The organism is Pseudoroseicyclus aestuarii, assembly GCF_003217255.1.
Taxonomy (GTDB): Bacteria; Pseudomonadota; Alphaproteobacteria; order Rhodobacterales; family Rhodobacteraceae; genus Pseudoroseicyclus; species Pseudoroseicyclus aestuarii.
In genome coordinates this window covers 38344-57259 of sequence record NZ_QJTE01000009.1, presented here as the reverse complement: position 1 = coordinate 57259, position 18916 = coordinate 38344, and the positions used below count along the sequence as shown (strand labels likewise).

Annotated in this window: 18 protein-coding genes and 2 tRNA genes; 12 read left to right on the top strand and 8 right to left on the bottom strand. The window is 70.5% G+C overall.

Going from position 1 to position 18916, the window contains the following annotated elements:
- Positions 1-585, top strand: a 585-nt coding sequence (locus tag DFP88_RS15700; protein WP_110815649.1) for a hypothetical protein, incomplete at its 5' end; no start/stop codon positions are given.
- A 135-nt stretch (positions 586-720) separates the two neighbouring features.
- Positions 721-906, top strand: a complete 186-nt coding sequence (locus DFP88_RS15695; RefSeq protein ID WP_181418681.1) for a helix-turn-helix domain-containing protein — start codon at positions 721-723, stop codon at positions 904-906.
- Between the two features lie 73 nt (positions 907-979).
- On the opposite strand, the gene DFP88_RS15690 is transcribed toward DFP88_RS15695, so the two are convergent.
- A tRNA-Leu gene (locus tag DFP88_RS15690) sits at positions 980-1066 on the bottom strand.
- A gap of 229 nt (positions 1067-1295) precedes the next feature.
- Here DFP88_RS15690 and lipB point away from each other — a divergent pair.
- The 3 genes from lipB to DFP88_RS15675 all read left to right on the top strand — a co-directional run bounded on the left by lipB (position 1296) and on the right by DFP88_RS15675 (position 4410).
- Positions 1296-1973: a lipoyl(octanoyl) transferase LipB gene (gene lipB, locus DFP88_RS15685; protein ID WP_110815647.1), complete on the top strand. Its 678-nt coding sequence runs from the start codon at positions 1296-1298 to the stop codon at positions 1971-1973.
- A gap of 113 nt (positions 1974-2086) precedes the next feature.
- The gene (gene ctaD / locus DFP88_RS15680; RefSeq protein WP_110815646.1) at positions 2087-3790 is read left to right on the top strand and encodes a cytochrome c oxidase subunit I; all 1704 of its coding nucleotides are present in this window, start codon (positions 2087-2089) and stop codon (positions 3788-3790) included.
- A gap of 107 nt (positions 3791-3897) precedes the next feature.
- Positions 3898-4410 (top strand): DUF2244 domain-containing protein, encoded by a 513-nt coding sequence (locus DFP88_RS15675; protein WP_110815645.1) that lies wholly within the window; start codon positions 3898-3900, stop codon positions 4408-4410.
- A gap of 7 nt (positions 4411-4417) precedes the next feature.
- Here DFP88_RS15675 and DFP88_RS15670 read toward each other — a convergent pair whose 3' ends face one another.
- On the bottom strand, positions 4418-4873 hold the full coding sequence (locus DFP88_RS15670; RefSeq protein ID WP_110815644.1) for a GatB/YqeY domain-containing protein: 456 nt from the start codon (positions 4871-4873) through the stop codon (positions 4418-4420).
- Positions 4874-5035: 162 nt separating this feature from the next.
- Here DFP88_RS15670 and carA point away from each other — a divergent pair, with 162 nt between their 5' ends.
- Complete coding sequence (carA, locus tag DFP88_RS15665) at positions 5036-6205, top strand: glutamine-hydrolyzing carbamoyl-phosphate synthase small subunit (RefSeq protein ID WP_110815643.1); 1170 nt, start codon at positions 5036-5038, stop codon at positions 6203-6205.
- Positions 6206-6262: 57 nt separating this feature from the next.
- A complete protein-coding gene (locus DFP88_RS15660; protein ID WP_110815642.1) occupies positions 6263-8110 on the top strand; it encodes a glycosyltransferase family 2 protein in 1848 nt (615 codons plus the stop codon).
- Here DFP88_RS15660 and DFP88_RS15655 read toward each other — a convergent pair.
- The 5 genes from DFP88_RS15655 to DFP88_RS15635 all read right to left on the bottom strand — a co-directional run bounded on the left by DFP88_RS15655 (position 8064) and on the right by DFP88_RS15635 (position 12257).
- Positions 8064-8741, bottom strand: a complete 678-nt coding sequence (locus DFP88_RS15655) for a GntR family transcriptional regulator (RefSeq protein WP_110815657.1) — start codon at positions 8739-8741, stop codon at positions 8064-8066. The two genes, DFP88_RS15660 and DFP88_RS15655, sit on opposite strands and share 47 nt — an antisense overlap.
- A 64-nt stretch (positions 8742-8805) precedes the next feature.
- Positions 8806-9867, bottom strand: coding sequence for a molybdenum ABC transporter ATP-binding protein (gene modC / locus DFP88_RS15650; protein WP_110815641.1), 1062 nt, complete (start codon positions 9865-9867; stop codon positions 8806-8808).
- Positions 9864-10553: a molybdate ABC transporter permease subunit gene (modB, locus tag DFP88_RS15645; protein ID WP_110815656.1), complete on the bottom strand. Its 690-nt coding sequence runs from the start codon at positions 10551-10553 to the stop codon at positions 9864-9866. Before modB ends, modC begins: the two co-directional genes overlap by 4 nt.
- An 11-nt stretch (positions 10554-10564) precedes the next feature.
- Positions 10565-11305, bottom strand: a complete 741-nt coding sequence (gene modA, locus DFP88_RS15640) for a molybdate ABC transporter substrate-binding protein (protein WP_110815640.1) — start codon at positions 11303-11305, stop codon at positions 10565-10567.
- An 85-nt stretch (positions 11306-11390) separates the two neighbouring features.
- Positions 11391-12257 carry an NAD(P)-dependent oxidoreductase gene (locus DFP88_RS15635; protein WP_110815639.1) on the bottom strand — a complete coding sequence of 289 codons (867 nt, stop codon included), beginning with the start codon at positions 12255-12257 and terminating at the stop codon, positions 11391-11393.
- 122 nt (positions 12258-12379) lie between these two features.
- Here DFP88_RS15635 and DFP88_RS15630 point away from each other — a divergent pair, with 122 nt between their 5' ends.
- The 3 genes from DFP88_RS15630 to DFP88_RS15620 all read left to right on the top strand — a co-directional run bounded on the left by DFP88_RS15630 (position 12380) and on the right by DFP88_RS15620 (position 16416).
- Complete coding sequence (locus DFP88_RS15630) at positions 12380-14848, top strand: penicillin acylase family protein (protein ID WP_110815638.1); 2469 nt, start codon at positions 12380-12382, stop codon at positions 14846-14848.
- 108 nt (positions 14849-14956) lie between these two features.
- Positions 14957-15337: a hypothetical protein gene (locus tag DFP88_RS15625; RefSeq protein WP_110815637.1), complete on the top strand. Its 381-nt coding sequence runs from the start codon at positions 14957-14959 to the stop codon at positions 15335-15337.
- A 107-nt stretch (positions 15338-15444) separates the two neighbouring features.
- Entirely contained in the window at positions 15445-16416 is a 972-nt protein-coding gene (locus tag DFP88_RS15620) for an aldo/keto reductase (protein WP_110815636.1), read from the top strand.
- Between the two features lie 9 nt (positions 16417-16425).
- On the opposite strand, the gene DFP88_RS15615 is transcribed toward DFP88_RS15620, so the two are convergent.
- Positions 16426-17748: an ATP-binding protein gene (locus DFP88_RS15615; protein WP_110815635.1), complete on the bottom strand. Its 1323-nt coding sequence runs from the start codon at positions 17746-17748 to the stop codon at positions 16426-16428.
- A 42-nt stretch (positions 17749-17790) separates the two neighbouring features.
- On the opposite strand from DFP88_RS15615, the gene DFP88_RS15610 reads away from it, so the two are divergent.
- Together DFP88_RS15610 and DFP88_RS15605 are read left to right on the top strand one after the other, a co-directional pair.
- Positions 17791-18669, top strand: a complete 879-nt coding sequence (locus DFP88_RS15610; protein WP_110815655.1) for an MBL fold metallo-hydrolase — start codon at positions 17791-17793, stop codon at positions 18667-18669.
- Between the two features lie 59 nt (positions 18670-18728).
- Positions 18729-18803 (top strand) — tRNA-Asn (locus tag DFP88_RS15605).
- Positions 18804-18916: the final 113 nt, after the last annotated feature.

Below are 18916 nucleotides of genomic sequence, written 5' to 3'. Positions count from 1 at the left end.
GACATCCGCGATTACCTGCACCTCGGCTGGGGCATGCTGGCCGTGATGCACCCGCCCTGCACCCGGCTCTGCAACAGCGGCGTCCGCTGGCTGCATGAGCCGCCGAGGAACCCGCCCGCCGATGCAAGCGCCGCGGAGCGGGCGGACTGGCCGACCCTTTCGGCCAAGGCCCGCCGCGCGATCATGTGGCGACTGCTGGACGAGGGCGCCGCGCTCTTCACCGCTTGCTGGCAGGCCCCGATCCCGCGGGTCGCGATCGAGAACCCGGTGATGAACCCGCACGGCCGCGCCCGCCTGCCGGCTGACTTGCCGAAGCCGCAGATCGTCCAACCCTGGTGGTTCGGCGAGCCGGCCTTCAAGGCAACCGGCTTCTACCTGCGCGGCCTGCCGCAACTGGCAGCGACGGAGAAGCTGACACCGCCGAAGGCCGGCACGCCCCAGCACAAGGCCTGGAGCGCGATCCACCGCGCACCGCCGGGCCCCGACCGCTGGAAGATCCGCAGCCGCACCTTCGAGGGCGTGGCCGAGGCCTGCGCGGAGCAATGGGCCGGCACCGCCATCGACGCAGCCGAGGTGACGGCATGAGCGGCGGCGTCAGCACTGGGGACCGCATCGCGTGCGGATGCGCACTGCATGCGTGGTGCGGGCGGCATGGCTGCGCGAAGGCAGAACGGTCGGTCCAGGCGCACAACAATGCAGACACAGAGAGGGAGGGGTAAGATGCCAACGCCGATCTACGTGCGCATAAATGCGGCGCCGGAGCTCTTTGGCGCATCGCTGCGTACCTTCTACCGCTGGGCCAATGACGGATCGATCCGCATCTACAAGCGCGGCGGCTGTTCGTTCGTGAAGGTCACCGAGGTGATGGCCTGGATCGAGGAAGGCACGTCAACCGAGGTAGCTTAGGGGGGTAGATTGGCGGGTTGGCAAGTCGCCTGAGCCCCGAGGGGCTTATTTTACTGGACTTAAGCCGGAAATATGGTGCGGTCGAGAAGACTCGAACTTCCACGGGTGTTACCCCACAGCGACCTCAACGCTGCGCGTCTACCAATTCCGCCACGACCGCACGTGTCCAAAGTAGACTGCGCGGCGTATAGACGACGCCGCAGGCGCTGCCAAGAGCACTGGCGCGGTTTTTCATCCTGTCCTTGCGGAAGCGGCTTGCGCCCTCCGACCCACCAAGGCGGTTGTCCGATGGCACTCTCCGCAGGGGATCATTATGTGCAGGTCACGACGGGTGCGAAGACGGGGCTGATCCTGATGCGACTGAGCGATGCGATGCGGGATAGGGGCGCATGACAGCGCCTCTCGAATGGCGCATCTCCGAGGCGCCGGTCCCCTACCCCGAAGCCGTTGCCTTCATGGAGGCCCGCGCCGCCGAGATCGCCGCGGGCACCGCGCCCGAGTGCATCTGGCTGCTAGAGCATCCGCCGCTCTATACCGCCGGCACCAGCGCCAAGCCCGCAGACCTCGTGGACCCGGACCGTTTCGAGGTGCATGCCACCGGGCGCGGCGGGCAGTATACCTACCACGGGCCGGGGCAGCGCGTGGTCTACGTCATGCTCGACGTCGGGCGCCGGGGGCGCGACCTGCGCCGCTTCGTCCAGCAGCTCGAGGCCTGGGTGATCGCCACCCTCGCCGAGTTCGGCGTCAAGGGCGAGCTGCGCGAGGGCCGCGTCGGCGTCTGGGTGCAGCGCCCCGAGAAGCGGCCTTTGCCGGACGGCGCCCCGGCCGAGGACAAGATCGCCGCCATCGGCATCCGTCTGCGCCGCTGGGTCAGCATGCATGGCCTGTCGATCAACCTCGAGCCCGATCTGACGCATTTCGGCGGCATCGTGCCCTGCGGCATCCGCGAGCATGGCGTCACCAGCCTCGTCGACCTGGGCTGCCCGGTCACCATGACCGACCTCGACATGGCGCTGCGGCGGCAGTTCGACGCGGTCTTTGAAGGGGCCGGGCCCGAGGGCCGCTGATCACGCCCGATCAAGAATAGTTCCAGCTTGCGGCATCCGGGGCGTTGCTCCGCGCAGCGGCAGGCTCTAGAACGCCTTGACACCACATGCCGCCAACCGCCGAGGAGAGCCTCATGGCAGATGCCACCGTCCCCGGTCCGGACCACGAGGAGAAGCAAGGCTTCTTCACCCGCTGGTTCATGTCCACGAACCACAAGGACATCGGGATCCTCTACCTCTTCACGTCCGGCATCGTCGGCTTCATCGCGGTGCTCCTGACGGTGCACATGCGGCTGGAGCTGATGCATCCCGGCGTGCAGTTCATGTGCACGGAATCGGTCACCGACAACGCGATCACCACGGCGATCCGCTCCTGGATCCCTCGCGCGACCGAGGATTGCACCCCCAACGGCCAGCTCTGGAACGTCGCGATCACCTATCACGGCGTGCTGATGATGTTCTTCGTCGTCATCCCCGCGCTCTTCGGCGGTTTCGGCAACTACCTGATGCCGCTGCAGATCGGCGCGCCTGACATGGCGTTCCCGCGGATGAACAACCTGTCCTACTGGCTCTATGTCGCCGGGACCGCGCTGGGCATCGCCTCGCTCTTCGCGCCGGGCGGCGGCGGCGGGCACGGATCGGGCGTCGGCTGGGTGCTCTACCCGCCGCTCTCGACCTCCGAGCCGGGCATCTCGATGGACCTGGCGATCTTCGCGGTCCACGTCTCGGGCGCCTCCTCGATCGTCGGCTCGATCAACATCATCACCACCTTCCTGAACATGCGTGCCCCCGGCATGTCGCTGTTCAAGGTGCCGCTGTTCTCCTGGTCGGTCTTCGTGACGGCCTGGCTGATCCTGCTCGCCCTGCCCGTGCTGGCCGGCGCGATCACCATGCTGCTGACCGACCGCAACTTCGGCACCACCTTCTTCCAGCCCGAAGGCGGCGGCGATCCGATCCTCTACCAGCACATCCTGTGGTTCTTCGGCCATCCGGAAGTCTACATCATCATCCTGCCGGGCTTCGGGATCATCAGCCACATCGTGGCGACCTTCTCGAAGAAGCCGATCTTCGGCTATCTGCCGATGGTCTGGGCGCTCATCGCGATCGGGGTTCTGGGCTTCGTCGTCTGGGCGCACCACATGTACACCACCGGCATCAGCCTGACGCAGCAAAGCTACTTCATGCTGGCGACCATGGTGATCGCGGTGCCGACGGGGGTGAAGGTCTTCAGCTGGCTCGCCACGATCTGGGGCGGCTCGGTCGAGTTCAAGACGCCGATGATGTGGGCCTTCGGCTTCATCTTCCTCTTCACCGTCGGCGGCGTCACCGGCGTCGTGCTGTCGCAGGCCGGCGTCGACCGGGTCTACCACGACACCTACTACGTCGTGGCGCACTTCCACTACGTCATGAGCCTCGGGGCGGTCTTCGCGATCTTCGCCGGGATCTACTTCTACCTGCCGAAGATGGCGGGCAAGATGATCCCGGAATGGGCGGGCCACCTGCACTTCTGGGCCATGTTCATCGGTGCGAACCTGACCTTCTTCCCGCAGCACTTCCTGGGCCGCCAAGGCATGCCTCGCCGCTACATCGACTACCCCGAGGCTTTCGCGACCTGGAACCTCGTCAGCTCGATCGGCGCGCTCATCGCCTTCTCCAGCTTCGTGTTCTTCATCGTCGTGCTGTTCTACACGCTCTTCGCGGGCAAGAAGGTCACGGCCGCGAACCCCTGGAACGAATGGGCCGACACGCTGGAATGGACCCTGCCCAGCCCGCCGCCGGCCCATACCTTCGAGACCCTGCCCCGGCAGGAAGACTGGGACCGGACCCACGCGCATTGATCGCCTGACCCCTGCGCCGGCCCCGGCCGGCGCATCAGGCAAAGACGCACGGGCCCGGCGGCAACGCCGGGCCCGTTCCGTTTGGTACCCCCGCCCGGGAGCCTCCGATGCCCTACGAATGGCTGCCCCCGCGCAAGGCCGAGGGCGGCGGCAGGATCGACGAGCTGCACCTCTGGCCCTACCGATCCCTGCCCAAGCGCGGCTTCGTCACCTTCATCGGCACGACCCTCGCGCTGGTCTGCCTGCCACTGCTGGCGGTGCTGGGCTCTCCCGTGCTCTGGGGCATCCTGCCCTTCATCGGGCTGGCGATCTGGGGGGTCTGGGGCGGCATCGCGCGCAGCTACAGCGACGGCTCGATCCTCGAGAGGCTGGTCCTCGCGCCGGGCGTCCTGCGCCTGACGCGCGACGGGCCGCGCGGCCGCAGCCAGTCCTGGGAGGGTCAGCCCTACTGGACCAGCCTTGAGGTCCATCCAAAGGGCGGACCCGTCGCGCATTACCTGACGTTGAAGGGCGCGGGCCGCGAGGTCGAGATCGGCGCCTTCCTCACCGAAGAGGAGCGGCGCGCGCTCGAGCCGGCCCTGCGCGAGGCGCTTGAGCGGCTGCGCCGCCCGCAGGCCTGAGCGCGCCTCAGCTCAGCCGCTGGCGAACCACCGGGCCGACCTGGGCGAAATCCATCTGCCCGGCATGACGCGTCTTCAGGATCGCCATGACCCGGCCCATGTCGCGCAGCCCCGTCGCCTGCGTCTCGGCCACGGCGGCATCGACGGCGGCGGCCGTCTCGGCCTCGCTCAGGCGGCGCGGCAGGAAATCCTCGATCACGCCGATCTCGGCGCGCTCCTTGGCGGCAAGCTCCAGCCGGCCACCCTCCTCGTAGGCGCGCGCGCTGTCCTTGCGCTGCTTGACCATCTTGCCCAGCAGGGCCAGCACCTCGGCATCGCCCACGCCCTCCTCGCCGTCGCCGCGGGCCGCTATGTCGCGGTCCTTGATCGCGGCGCCGATCAGGCGCAGCGTCGACAGCCGGTCGGCCTCCTTGTTGCGCATCGCGTCCTTGGTCGCCGCGGAAAGCCTCGTGCGAAGATCCATTGCCCGTCTCTCGACTCGTGCCGTTGAAGAAGGCGGACCATACGCCTTGGCGCCGGCCCGGGCAACGCCCCTCAAAGCACCCCGGAAAGGGCCATGCTCCACCCTTGCGCCCCGCGCCTCTGCCCTCTAGATACACGCGACTTTGCAAAGCAGGAGCCGTCCATGCCGTTCGCGTCCCCCACGCCGACCGCCTGCCTCGCGCTGGCCGATGGCACCCTGTTCTACGGCCAGGGCTTCGGCGCGACCGGCCGCACCACGGCCGAATTGTGCTTCAACACCGCGATGACCGGCTACCAGGAGATCATGACCGATCCCTCCTACGCCGGGCAGATCGTCACCTTCACCTTCCCCCATGTCGGCAATACCGGCACCACCGAAGAGGACGACGAGACCGCCGTCCCGGTCTCGGAGGGGATGATCGTCAAATGGGATCCGACGCTGGCCTCGAACTGGCGCACCACGGCCGAGCTGCCCGCCTGGATGGCGCGGCACGGGCGCATCGGGATGGGCGGCGTCGACACCCGCCGGCTGACCCGCGCGATCCGCCAGTCCGGCGCACCCCATGTCGCGCTCGAGCATAACCCCGACGGCAACTTCGACATCGCCGGCCTCGTGGCCGAGGCGCGCGCCTTCCCCGGCCTCGTCGGGCGCGATCTTGCGCGCGACGTCTCGACCCTGCAATCCTACCGCTGGGACGAGATGCGCTGGGCCTGGCCGCATGGCTACCAGCGTCAGGAGGCGCCGCGTCACCGCGTCGTCGCCATCGACTACGGCGCCAAGCGCAACATCCTGCGCAGCCTCGCCAGCGCCGGCTGCGAGGTGACGGTCCTGCCCGCCACCGCCACCGCCGATGACGTGCTGGCCCTCAATCCCGACGGCGTCTTCCTGACCAACGGCCCCGGCGATCCCGCGGCCACCGGCGTCTACGCCGTCCCCGCGATCCGCGAGATCCTCGACCGCGGCAAGATGCCGGTCTTCGGCGTCTGCCTCGGGCACCAGCTGCTCGCCTTGGCGCTTGGTGCGCAGACCGTGAAGATGGGCCACGGCCATCACGGCGCGAACCACCCGGTCAAGGACCTCGGCACCGGCAAGGTCGAGATCACCAGCATGAACCACGGCTTCACCGTCGACAGCCAGAGCCTGCCGGAGGGCGTGACCGAGACCCACGTCAGCCTTTTCGACGGGTCGAACTGCGGCATCAGCCTGGCCGACCGTCCGGTCTTCTCGGTGCAGTACCACCCCGAGGCCAGCCCCGGCCCCATGGACAGCTACTACCTGTTCGAGCGCTTCGCCGCGGCGATGGACGCGCGGGCAGAGACCGCCGCCTCTTAACCGGCGCTTAACCCTGCCGCCCCGATGCTGCCCCGAGGGCGTAGCGGAGGGCGGATCATGGGGCTCCAGCCGATCAGGCAGCACCGCGGCGGCGGGCACCCCGGCCAGTTGCCTGCCTCGGCTGCGGTGCCGGGGCGCGACCGCACGGGGTTCGAGCCCGGGCTGCGTCCCGCCCTTGCCGCCGCGCTGCACCGGCGGCAGCGGCCCGCCAATTCGCCCCCGCTGCAGGTCGATCCGCTGGAAGACCCGCCGGATGCCGCGCTGATCGCCGCGCTCGGCCCGGCCCTCGCGCTCGAGATGGGGGCCCTGCCCTGGCGCCGCTGCGGCGCGGCCACGGTCGTCCTGACCGCCGGCACGCCGCTGGCGCCGCACCAGCGCCGCATGCTGACCGCGCGGCTCGGCCCGGTGCGGCTGGCGCAATGCCCGGTCGCCTCGCTGCGCCAGGCGATGGCGCAGGTGGTCGAGCCGGCCCTGGTGGCGCAGGCCGAGACCTGCGTACCCGAGGGGGAAAGCTGCCGCAGCAGCCGGCCGGCGCTGACCGGACGGATCGGCATCACCCTTGCAGCCTCAGCGGTGCTCTGGGGCGCGCTCTCGCCGGCATCGCTGGCGCTGTCCCTGACGCTGCTGTCGGTCGCCACACTGGTCTCCTCGTCCCTGCTACGGCTGGCGGCGGCGCTGGCCGCGCCGCTGCGGGTGCCGAAACCGCCGCTGAGCAACCGCTTCGCGATGCAGGTGGCGCCGGTCGTCTCGATCTTCGTGCCCCTCTACAAGGAGCAATACATCGCCCAGCACCTGCTGGTGCGCCTCTCGCGGCTCGATTACCCGCAGGCGCTGCTCGACATCTGCCTGATCCTCGAGGACGACGATCACGTGACCCGCGCCGCGATCGAGGCGGTGGAGCTGCCGCCGCAGATGCGCGTCATCGAGGTGCCCGAGGGCAAGCTGCGGACCAAGCCGCGGGCGATGAACTACGCGCTGCGCTTTGCCCGCGGCTCGATCATCGGCATCTATGACGCCGAGGATGCGCCCGCCCCCGACCAGATCACCCGCGTCGCCGAACGTTTCGCCAAGGCGCCGCCCGAGGTCGCCTGCCTGCAGGGCGCGCTCGATTTCTACAACACGCGGACGAACTGGATCACCCGCTGCTTCACGCTGGAATACAACGGCTGGTTCCGCGTCGTCCTACCCGGCCTCGCGCGGCTCGGCCTTGTCGTGCCGCTGGGCGGGACCAAGCTGTTCCTGCGCCGCGCCGCCTTGGAGGCCGTCGGCTGCTGGGACGCCTGGAACGTGACCGAGGACGCCGATCTCGGCCTGCGCCTCGCGCGCCGCGGCTACCGGACGGAGCTGATCGATACGACCACGCAAGAGGAGGCGACCGCCCATCCATGGGCCTGGGTGCGGCAGCGGTCGCGCTGGCTCAAGGGCTACGGGATGACCTGGGCGGTGGCGATGCGGCAACCGCGCAGGCTTTGGGCCGATCTGGGGCCCACGGGCTTCGTCGCGCTGAACGTGCTGCTTCTGGGCACGCTCCTGCAGTTCCTGCTGGCGCCGGTGCTCTGGTCCTTCTGGCTGCTCTTCCTCGGCCTGCCGCACCCGATCGAGCCGCTGCTGCCAAACGCCCTCGCCTGGTCGCTGGCTCTGCTGTTCCTCGGGTCCGAGGTGCTGGTGATCGCGGTGGCGGGGCTGGGCGCCGTGCGGGCCGAGAAACGCGGCCTGCTGATCTGGACCGTCGCGCTGTCGCTGTATTTCCCTATGGCCACGCTCGCCGCCTGGAAGGCGGTCTGGGAGATCGGACGCAAGCCCTTCTTCTGGGACAAGACCACGCATGGCCTCGTCCTGCCGCCGCCGGACATACCCCTTAACCGGCCGCTTCAACCTTCGCCGCGTCGAGCTTCAGCCGCGTGACGAAGGCGCGCGAGATGTGATCCCGCAGGGCCTCTTCGGCCGCGGCGGCATCGCCCTCCTCGATCGCCGCCACGATGCGCTCGTGCTCCTGCAGCGCGGTATGCCCCCGCCCCTCCGCCGCCAGCGATGTCGAGGCGAGGAGCGCCATGGTCCGGTGCACCGTGTCGAGCTGCCGCACCAGGAAGCGGTTGTGCGAGGCGCGGTGGATCTGCGCGTGGAAACGCCGGTTGGCCCGGGCCAGCGCCCGCGGGTCGTCCACCAGCGCGCGGTCGGCCTCGACCATGGCGCGCAGGACCTGCACCTCTTCGGGCACCGCGTGGCGGGCCGCCAGCCGCGCCGCCAGCCCCTCGAGCGCGCCGCGCACCACGTAAAGCTCGGACAGGGCGTTGTGATCGAGCGCGGCGACGATCAGCGACCGCCCGTCCCGCACCAGCATGCCTTGCGTCTCGAGGCGCTGCAGCGCCTCGCGCACGGGGGTGCGCGACACCCCGAAGCGCTCGGCCAGCTCGCTTTCGACAAGGCGGTCGCCGGGGCCGTAAAGACCGCCGTCAATCGATTCGAGGATCAGCGCATAGGCGTCCTGCGGCGGCGGGCGGGACACATCGGTCGCGCGGGGATCGGCATCGGGCATCGTCACCTCCAGACGGTCAGGGTAGCGGCTGCGCCGGACCGGGGGCAAGGCGGCAGGCCCCGCCTCACCCGCCGACATCCTGCGGCGCCACCGCCGTCGCCTTGACGATGGCCCAAACCTGCTGGCCCGGCGCCAGCCCCATGCTGCGCGCCGAGCGGCGGGTCAGCCGCGCCAAGAGGCGATCCGTTCCGGCGGCCAGACCGACGGCGACGCCGGGGCCGCGCCCCTCCTCGACCCGCGTCACCGTGACCGGCAGCCGGGTCAGGGCGCTGAGGCCCGAGGGCTCCTCGAGCGAGAGGATGACGTCCTGCGCGGCGATCCGCAGCCGCAGGGGCTGGCCGGGAACGCCCGCCCGCCCCGGCAGCAAGAGCCGGCCTGCGGACAGCGCCAGCTCCGTCAGGTCGTCCTCGGCGTCATAGGCCTCGACCCGCGCGGTGATCAGGGAACCGGCCTCCTGCACCCCCAGAAGCGGCACGGCAGCGGGATCGGCCATGACCTCCTCCGCCGGGCCGACGCGCAGCACGCGCCCCGCCTCCATGATCACGAGGGTGGTGGCGAGGCGCGCGACCTCGCTCGCGGAATGGCTGACGTAGAGGATTGGCAGCCGCACCGTGTCGCGCAGCCGCTCGAGGTAGGGCAGGATCTCGGCCTTGCGCGGGGCGTCGAGCGCGGAGAGCGGCTCGTCGAGGATCAGCATCACGGGATCGGACATCAGCGCCCGGCCCAGCGCGACGCGGCTGGCCTCGCCCCCCGAAAGGGCCGCGGGGTAGCGGTCCAGCAGCGGGCCGAGGCCCAGCATCTCGATCACCCGCGCCGCGTCGTGCCGACCGCCGTAGGACAGGTTGCGCGCCACGGTCCGGTGCGGGAACAGCCGCGCGTCCTGAAACACATAGCCGATGCGCCGGTGCCGGACCGGCAGGTCGATCCGCCGCGCGCTGTCGAAGAGAACCGTGCCGTCCACCGCGATCCGCCCGGCCTCGGGGCGCAGCAGCCCGGCGACGGCATTGGCAAGGCTGGTCTTGCCCGCCCCCGACCGACCAAAGAGCGCGGTGACCCCCGCAGGCGCCTCGAAGGCGGCATCGAGGCGGAACTCGCCGAGCTGCTTCTGTGCCCGAACCTCGATCATCCGCGCCGCCTCGCCGCGCTGCGCTGGGCCAGCGCCTCTGAGGCGGCGACGGCGCCCAGCGCCAGCACCAGCGACACCGCGACGAGGCGCAGCGCCGCCCCCTCGCCGCCCGGGACCTGCAGGAACTCGTAGATCGCCAGCGGCACGGTCCGCGTCTCTCCGGGGATGTTCGAGGCGAAGGTGATCGTGGCGCCGAATTCGCCCATCGCCTTGGCGAAGGCGAGGATGGTCCCCGCGAGGATGCCCGGCAGGGCCAGCGGCAGCGTCACCGTCAGCCAGATCCGCAGGCGCGAGGCGCCGAGCGTGGCTGCCGCCTGTTCCAGCCGCGGATCGACACCCTCGATCCCCAGCCGCATGGCCCGCACCATCAGCGGAAAGCCCATGATCGCCGCCGCCAGCGCCGCCCCGGTCCAGCTGAAGGCGAAGGCGATGCCCCGCTCGGCCAGCCAGGCGCCCAGGGGCGCGCGGCGGCCCAGCGCCAGCAGCAGCAGGTAGCCGGTGACCACGGGCGGCAGCACCAGCGGCAGATGCACCAGCGCGTTCAGCACCCCGCGCCCGGCAAAGCGCCCGCGCGCCAGCGCCTGCGCCACCAGAAGGCCCAGCGGCAGGCTGCAGAGCGTCGCCATGGCCGAGACGCGCAGGGACAGGCGCACGGCGGCCCATTCCTCGGGTCCCAGCCATTGCACCAGCGCCTCCATCACGGCAGGTCGAAGCCCGCTGCCGCGAAGACCTGCCCCGCCTCCGGCCCCGAGAGCCAGTCCAGCAGGTCCACCGCCACCGGTCCGCTGCCCGCCAGCGCGGCGGCGGGGTAGCGGATCGGCGCGTGGCTATCGGCCGGGAAGGTCGCGGCGACATGCACCCTCGGCTCCGCCGCGGCGTCCGAGGCATAGGTGATGCCGAAGGGCGCCTCGCCCAGCGCGACGAGGGCGAGGGCCGCGCGCACGTCCTCGGCCTGCACGACGCGAGGCTCGAGGCTGTCCCAGAGGTCCAGCGAGACCAGCGCCTCGCGCCCGTAGATGCCCGCGGGGACCGCCTGCGTCAGCGCCATCGCCAGCCAGCCTTCGCCCAGCGTCTGCGGCAAGTCCTCCAGCGCCAGCACATCGGCCTCGCCCGAGATCAGGACAAGGGAATTGCCCAAGAGGTCGCGGCGGGTGCCGGGGGCCAGAAGCGCTGCCGCATCGAGGCTGTCCATCCAGGCCTCGTTGGCCGAGATGAAGACCTGCGCCGGCGCCCCCGCCTCGATCTGGCGCGCAAGGGCCGAGCTGCCGGCATAGGCGACGACGGCGTCATGGCCCGTCGCGGCCTCCCATGGCGCGAGGGCCTCGTCCAGCGTGCCGCCTAGGCTGGCGGCGGCGAAGACCAGCACCCGCTCTGCCGTGGCCGGCGTCGCCAGCAGCAGCGCCGCGAGGCCGCAGGATAGGCGTGCAAGACGGCGCATGGCAGGGCTCCGGCAGTGTGGCGGGGTCACGACGCCCCCGCATAGGCGAGGCGGGCACCGGGGTCCATGACCGGCGCCGCGCGTCTCAGCGTTGCAGCCGGGCGATCAGGGCCGAGGTATCCCAGCGGCCGCCGCCCATCTGCTGCACCTCCTTGTAGAACTGGTCGACGAGGGCGGTGACCGGCAGGCTGGTCCCGGTCTCTTCCGCGGCGGCGAGGCAGATGGCGAGGTCCTTGCGCATCCAGTCGACGGCGAAGCCATGATCGAACTGCCCGTCCAGCATCGTCTCGTGCCGGTTCGCCATCTGCCAGCTGCCCGCGGCGCCCTGGCTGATCACCTCGACCACGGCGCGCCCGTCGAGGCCCTGCGCCTGCGCGAAGGCAAGGCTTTCGGACAGGGCCTGGACCAGCCCGGCGATGGCGATCTGGTTGGCCGCCTTGCAGATCTGGCCCGAGCCGACCTCGCCCAGCCGCCTGCAGATTTTGGCATAGACCTCGAGCACCGGCTGCGCCCGGTCGAAATCCGCCTGCGCCCCGCCGCACATGACCGAGAGCTGGCCATTCTCGGCCCCCGCCTGCCCGCCGGAAATCGGCGCATCGACGTAGCCGATGCCATGCTCGGCGGCAGCCTCCGCCAGCTCGCGCGTGACGCCGGCGCTGACTGTGGTGTGATCGACGAAGAGCGTGCCTTCTGTCATGCCCGCAAAGGCGCCGTCATCGCCGAGGCATACCTGCCGCAGGTCGTCATCGTTGCCGACGCAGGACAGGACGATCTCGGCCCCTTGTGCCGCCTGCGCCGGTGTGGCGGCGCTGCGCCCGCCGTGGCGCGCGGTCCAGTCCTGCGCCTTGGCGGCGGTGCGGTTGTAGACGCAGACCTCGTGTCCCGCCGCCGCCAAGTGTCCGGCCATGGGAAACCCCATGACCCCCAGCCCGAGAAATGCCACCTTGGCCATGATCCGCCCCCTGCCGTTGTGTCGTTGTCTTCGTGTCGCTGGCACCTTTCATCCGGGGCGAAGTCGGTCTAGTCAACGCCCGGCGGTCCGCCGACCCGCCCTTCGATGCCCCGGGAGACTGCATGGCGTTCGTGTTCCGCTGGCTGCTCAGGCTGGCCATCGCTCTGATCCTGCTTTTGCTGGCGGGTCTCATGCTGGCCTATTGGTTCGCCGCCCGCAGCCTGCCCGATTACGACGCCACCGCGCGGGTCGATGGCATCGCCGCCCCGGTCGAGATCGTGCGTGATCATGCCGACGTGCCGCATATCTTCGGCGAGAGCGACGCGGATGTCTTCTTCGGCCTTGGCTATGCCCATGCGCAGGACCGGCTGTGGCAGATGACGATGCTGCGCCGGACCGTGCAGGGCCGCCTGTCCGAGCTGTTCGGCGCCCGCACCCTGCAGACCGACATGCTGCTGCGGCGGCTCGACCTTTACGGCCTCGCGGTGCGGGCGGTCCCGGCGCAGGATGCCCGCACGCGCACCGCGCTCGAGGCCTATTCCCGCGGCGTGAATGCCTGGATCGGCGAGGTGAACGCCGGTGCGCGCGGGCGCGGGGCGCCCGAGATGTGGATCTTCAACCAGTCCATCGCCCCCTGGCAGCCCGCCGACAGCCTCGCGATCCTCAAGCTGATGGCGCTGCAACTCTCGAGCCAGATGCGCAGCGAGGTGCTGCGCGCCCGCCTGTCGCTGGTACTGGAGCCGGACCAGGTCTCGGACCTGATGGGCGCGGAGGCCGGGCCCGGCACCGCCGCCCTGCCCGATTACGCCGCGCTGATGCCCGAGGCGCTGCCGCGCTATGCCGCGGCGAGCCCGCAGGACGATCCGCTCTCGCCGGTGGCCCCGCTGGAGCTGGGCGGATCGAACGGCTGGGCGGCGGGCATATCGCGCTCGGCCACCGGGGCGACGCTGCTGGCGAGCGATCCGCACCTCGCGCTGAGCGCCCCCTCGATCTGGTACCTCGCGCGGGTGGAGATGACATCGGGCGGGGTGATCGGCGGCACGATCCCCGGCATGCCGCTGATCCTTTCGGGGCGCAGCGCCGATCTGGGCTGGGGCATCACCTCGGCCTATCTCGACGATCAGGACGTGCATGTCGAAGAGGTGAACCCGCAGGACGCCCGCCAATACCGCACGCCCGAGGGCTGGGCCCCCTTCGAGACGCGCGACAGCATCATCGGCGTCAAGGATGCCACCCCGGTCACCATCTCCCTGCAATGGACGGACAATGGGCCGGTCCTGCCGCCCGAGCAGTTCGACCTCGGCACGATCCGCCCGCCCGGCCATGTCACGACGCTCAGCTGGACCGCGCTCGAGGAAGGGGACACCTCGATGACCGCGGCGATGCGGCTGATGCGCGCCCATAGCATCGAGCAGGGTCTCGAGGCCGGAGAGCTTTTCGTCGCCCCCGCGCAGAACCTGGTCCTCGCGGACCGCACGCAGATCGCGATGAAGATGATCGGCCGGATGCCGGCGCGCGATCCGGCGCACCAGACGCAGGGGCGGATGCCGACGCTGGGCTACCTGCCGCAGAACCGTTGGCAGGGAACCCTGCCCTACGAGGACAACCCCGAATTCGTGGCGCCCGAGGGCGGGATCGTCGGCAATACCAACAACAAGACCGTCGACCGCCCCTTCCCCGAGCATGTCTCCTACGACTGGGGCGATTCGCAGCGGGTGCGGCGCTGGACGGCGCTGATGCAGTCGCGCGACGTGCATACGCGCGACAGCTTCGTCGAGGCGCAGCTCGACACCGTCTCGCCCACCGCGCGGACCCTGCTGCCGATGATCGGCGCCGAGCTTTGGTACACCGGAGAGCCGGCCGAGGCCGGCACCCCCGAGCGCCGGCGGCAAGAGGCGCTCGACCTGCTGGCCGCCTGGAACGGCGAGATGAACGAGCACCTGCCAGAGCCGCTGATCTACGCCGCCTGGATGCGCAGCCTTCAGGACCGGCTGATCCGCGACAAGCTGGGCCCGCTGACGGAGGAGTTCCACCGCCTGCAGCCGCTCTTCATCGAGCGGGTCTTCACCGATGCCGCCGGCGCCGCAAGCTGGTGCGACATCACCGGATCGAGCCGGGTCGAAAGCTGCAGCGATATCGCCCGCCTCGCCCTCGACGACGCGTTGATCTGGATCGCCGAGCGCTATGGCGAGGATCTGGAGGGGCTGCGCTGGGGCGATGCCCACCAGGCGCTGCAGGATCACCCCGTGCTGGGCGAGACGCCGGTGCTGGGCTGGTTCGTGAACATCCGCCAGTCGACCTCTGGCGGCGACAACACGCTGATGCGGGGCGCCACCTCCGGCACCGGGCCGGACCCCTTCAGCAACGTCCATGCCGCCGGCTACCGCGGCGTCTACGACTTCGCCGATCCCGACAGCAGCGTCTTCATCATCTCGACCGGGCAGTCGGGCCACCCGCTGTCGCGGCACTACGACGACCTGGGAGAGCTGTGGCGCCGCGGAGAGTACATCCCGATGTCACTCGATCCCGGACTGGCCTATGCCGCCTCGGTCGGCGTGACCCATCTCGAGCCGCGGGCCGTCGGCGAATAACCGCCCTGCCCTAAAGTGGATCGTGACGTAAGGGCGCGATTCGATACATATTCGACAGTGTTGGTTAACCCGGGGACGCATCCCGGCCCGGTATCTCGTGAGGCTGTTTTGACTTCGTTCCATCCCGACGACCACTCCACCTATTGGTCCATCATCTTCGCATGGTCCGACAGCGTCAGCAGCGCGCAGTTCGACTTCGATCTCGATGGCGACGGCATCGCCGATTGCGGCTGGCAGATCGAGGCCGGCGCAGGCGGCTTCGTCGAGGCGATGGGACTGGCGCGCGAGGCGCTGGCCGAGGTCGCGCCGGCGCTCGACGCCGATGCCGCGCTCTGCACCGTGACGCTGCGGCTCCGCGACGGACGCGCCCGCCATTTCCCGATGTCCCTGCCGCAGGAGCGGGAGCAGCCCCTGCGCCGCGCGCTGAATGCGGCCCCGCTCTTCGGCGCCTCCATGGCCGAGCTGATGAACGACTGCCGCGTCAACTGACGCAGCCCCCCGGGGACTTCCCCGGAACCCCCTCATCCCGCTGCCCGTTCAGCCAGAGCGGCCCGCCCGGCGAGAGCGGCGCCCGCCGGAATATGAGGAGGTCCATCATGCAGCATCGTCACCTCGGCCAGAGCGGCCTCTCCACCGCGCCCGTCGTTCTGGGCGGCAACGTCTTCGGCTGGAGCGTCGACAGGGAGAAGAGCTTTCGCCTGCTGGACCAGTTCCTCGACGCGGGCTTCAACGCAATCGATACGGCGGACGTCTATTCCCGCTGGGTCGACGGCAACGAGGGCGGCGAGAGCGAGAGCCTGATCGGCGAGTGGTTGGCGCAGGATCCCGCGCGCCGCGACAAGGTCACCCTGATCACCAAGGTCGGCAGCGACATGGGCGGGCAGGATGCCGCGGGCAAGCCGCGCAAGGGCCTGTCGCAGCGCTGGATCGAGCAGGCGGTCGAGGACAGCCTGCGCCGGCTGCGGACCGACCGCATCGACCTCTACTTCTCGCATTGGCCCGATGACGAGACGGAGGAGGCCGAGACCCTCGCCGCCTATGGCCGGCTGATGCAGGCCGGCAAGATCCGCGCGATCGGCGCCTCGAACTATGACGCCGAGCGGCTGCGCCGGGCCCTCGATCTCGCGCGCGGCGGGTTGCCCCGCTACGAGGTGATCCAGCCGGAATACAACCTCTACGACCGCGGCGATTACGAGGGGCCGCTGCAGGCCCTCGCGCAGGAAGAGGGGCTGGGCGTCATCACCTACTTCTCGCTCGCCTCGGGGTTCCTGACCGGCAAGTACCGCAAGCCCGAGGATGGCGAAGGCCGCGCCCGGAGCGGCGTCGCGGACCGCTACCTGAACGCCAGGGGCGAGGCGATCCTCGCCGCCCTCGACGCGGTCGCGGCCGAGCATGACGTGACGCAGGCCGAGGTCGCGCTGGCCTGGCTGATGGCCAAGCCCGGCGTCACTGCGCCCATCGCCTCGGCCACTTCGGAAAGCCAGATGGAGACGCTCGTCAAATCCGCCGGTCTGGAACTGACGGAGGCCGAGATGCAGCGCCTCGACGCGGCCGGCGCCCCGACCTGAGGCCCGCGCTCAGCGCGCGACGATCAGCTCGGCCAGCAGCCCGCCCAGGCGCGGGCTGTCATCCAGCCGCAGGCTGCCGCCATGGCCCCGCGCCACGTCGATGACGATGGCAAGGCCAAGGCCCACACCGCCGCCGCGATCCTGATTGCGTGAGGCATCAAGCCGCGTGAAGGGGCGCATCGCCTCTTCGCGCTGCTCGGCGGGGATGCCGGGGCCGTCATCCTCGACAATGATGCGCAGCGCCCGCTCGTTCAACACCACGCCGATCTCGGCCCGGCTGCCATGGCGCAGCGCATTGCCGATCAGGTTGCTCAGCGCGCGGCGGATCGCGACGGGGCGCAGCGGCATCGCGCCCTGCCCCTCGGCCTGCACGAGCGCGATCTCCTGACCGCCGCGCTGCGCATCCTCGACCGCCATGCGCACCAGCGCGATGGGATCGACGATCTCGACCGCGTCCTCGGCATCGCCCCGCGCGAAATCGAGGAAGCTGTCGGTCAACCCCTGCATCTCGTCGACGTCGCGGATCAGCGGCGCGGCCTCCGCCTCGTCCTCCAGCATCGACAGGCCGAGCCGCAGGCGCGTCAGCGGCGTGCGCAGATCGTGGCTGACGCCCGAAAGCATCATCGTGCGCGCCTGGTTCTGACGCTCGATCCGGGCACGCATGTCGATGAAGGCGGCGCCGGCGGCGCGCACCTCCGTCGCCCCGGAGGCGCGGTAGGGAATCCGGCGCCCCTTGCCGTATTCCGTCGCCGCCTCGGACAGCCGCGCGATGGGACGCAGCTGGTTGCGCAGGAAGACCGAGGCGATGGCCATCAGAAGCGCGCCCAGCACGATGATGATGACGATCAGCTGGTGCGGGTTGCGGGCCGAGACGCGGCGCCTGTCGAAGGCGACCTGCATCAGCCCCCGCGGCGTCTGCAGCCACAGCCGGACAGCGCGCCGGTCGGTGTCGGTATCGACGGCGACGAGCCCCGGCACGCCGGCCCGCAGCGTCTGCGCCAGCGTCCGCGCCGGCAGATCGAAGAGCGCGCGCGGATCGCCGCGCGGGGCCGCACCGGCGGGCAGGAACACAGTCATCTCCAGCGGCGCGGCGATGGAGGCCGCCGCCGCCCGGGCCGCCGGCAGGTCCGGCGCCGCTGCCACCGCCGCCTCTAGGTAGCGCAGCTCGAGAATGACCGAGCGGGTCATCTGCTGGGTCACGCCCTCGAAATGGCGCTGCACGAAGAGGATCGAGATCACCAGCTGCAGGATCAGCACCGGCAATACGACGATCAACGCTGCCCGACCGAACAGGCTTCGCGGTAATGTCCGTTTGAGCCAACCCCAGCGCATGGGATAGAGGCTAGGCCCATGACGCGGCAGGGGAAAGAGACGATGCAGCCAGGACCCGCAGAGCTGGCGCCGGATGTGATCCGCGTGCTCGCCCCCAATCCCTCCGCCCTGACCGGGCCCGGGACCAACAGCTACATCCTCGGCCGGCAGGCGCCGCTGGTCATCGACCCGGGGCCGGAGGATCCCGCGCATCTGCGGGCGCTGATGACGGCGCTCGGCGGGCGGCCCTGCGGCGGCATCGTCGTGACCCACGCGCATCTGGATCATTCGGCCCTCGCGCCCGCGCTGGCGCAGGCGACTGGCGCCCCGGTCTACGCCTTCGGCGGGCCCCGGGCCGGGCAGAGCGCCACCATGGCGCGGCTGGAAGCGGCTGGCCTGCCCGCTGGCCCCGGCCTCGATGAGGGCTTCCGCTTCGACCGCCCGCTCGGTCACGGGGCGGTGCTGCAGACGCCCGAGGGGCCCATGCGGGCGCTGCATGTGCCGGGTCACCTCGGCAATCACCTCTGCCTCGTGCGGAATGGCATGGGCTTCAGCGGCGATCTGGTGCTGGGCTGGACCAGCACGGCGATTGTCCCGCCGCAGGGCGATCTCGCCGACTACCGCGCCTCGCTCGCGCTGCTGCAGCGGGAGGGGCTGGATATCCTCTATCCCGGCCACGGAGAGCCCGTGACCGACCCCGCCGCCCGCATCGCGATGCTGCTGTCCCACCGGCAGGAGCGCGAGGACCAGCTGCGCGCCGCCCTCGCCGAAGCGCCGGGCACCCCCGCCGCCCTCGCGCTGCGCCTCTACGGCCCGCTGCCCGAGGGGGTGGCCGCCGCGGCCAGCGCCACGGTGCTCTCGCACCTGCTCGATCTGCTTGCCCGCGGCCTTGCCACCTGCGACGTACCCCCCGGCCCCGCAGCCAGTTTCGCCGCCGCGTGAAGTTCACGTTACGGGACCTCTGGACGCCCCCGGAGGCTATTGCTATAGAGCGCGGGTGTTCCGGCGTAGCTCAGCGGTAGAGCAGTTGACTGTTAATCAATTGGTCGTAGGTTCGATCCCTACCGCCGGAGCCAATTTTCCCTGCAAGTCCCGATCTGACTGAGCATCCCCTCGCGGGGGTCAATTGGCATCGCACATCGCGGGGTCGGTCACGACGCGGAGCGCGGCGGCGCCCGGCTTGACGGCA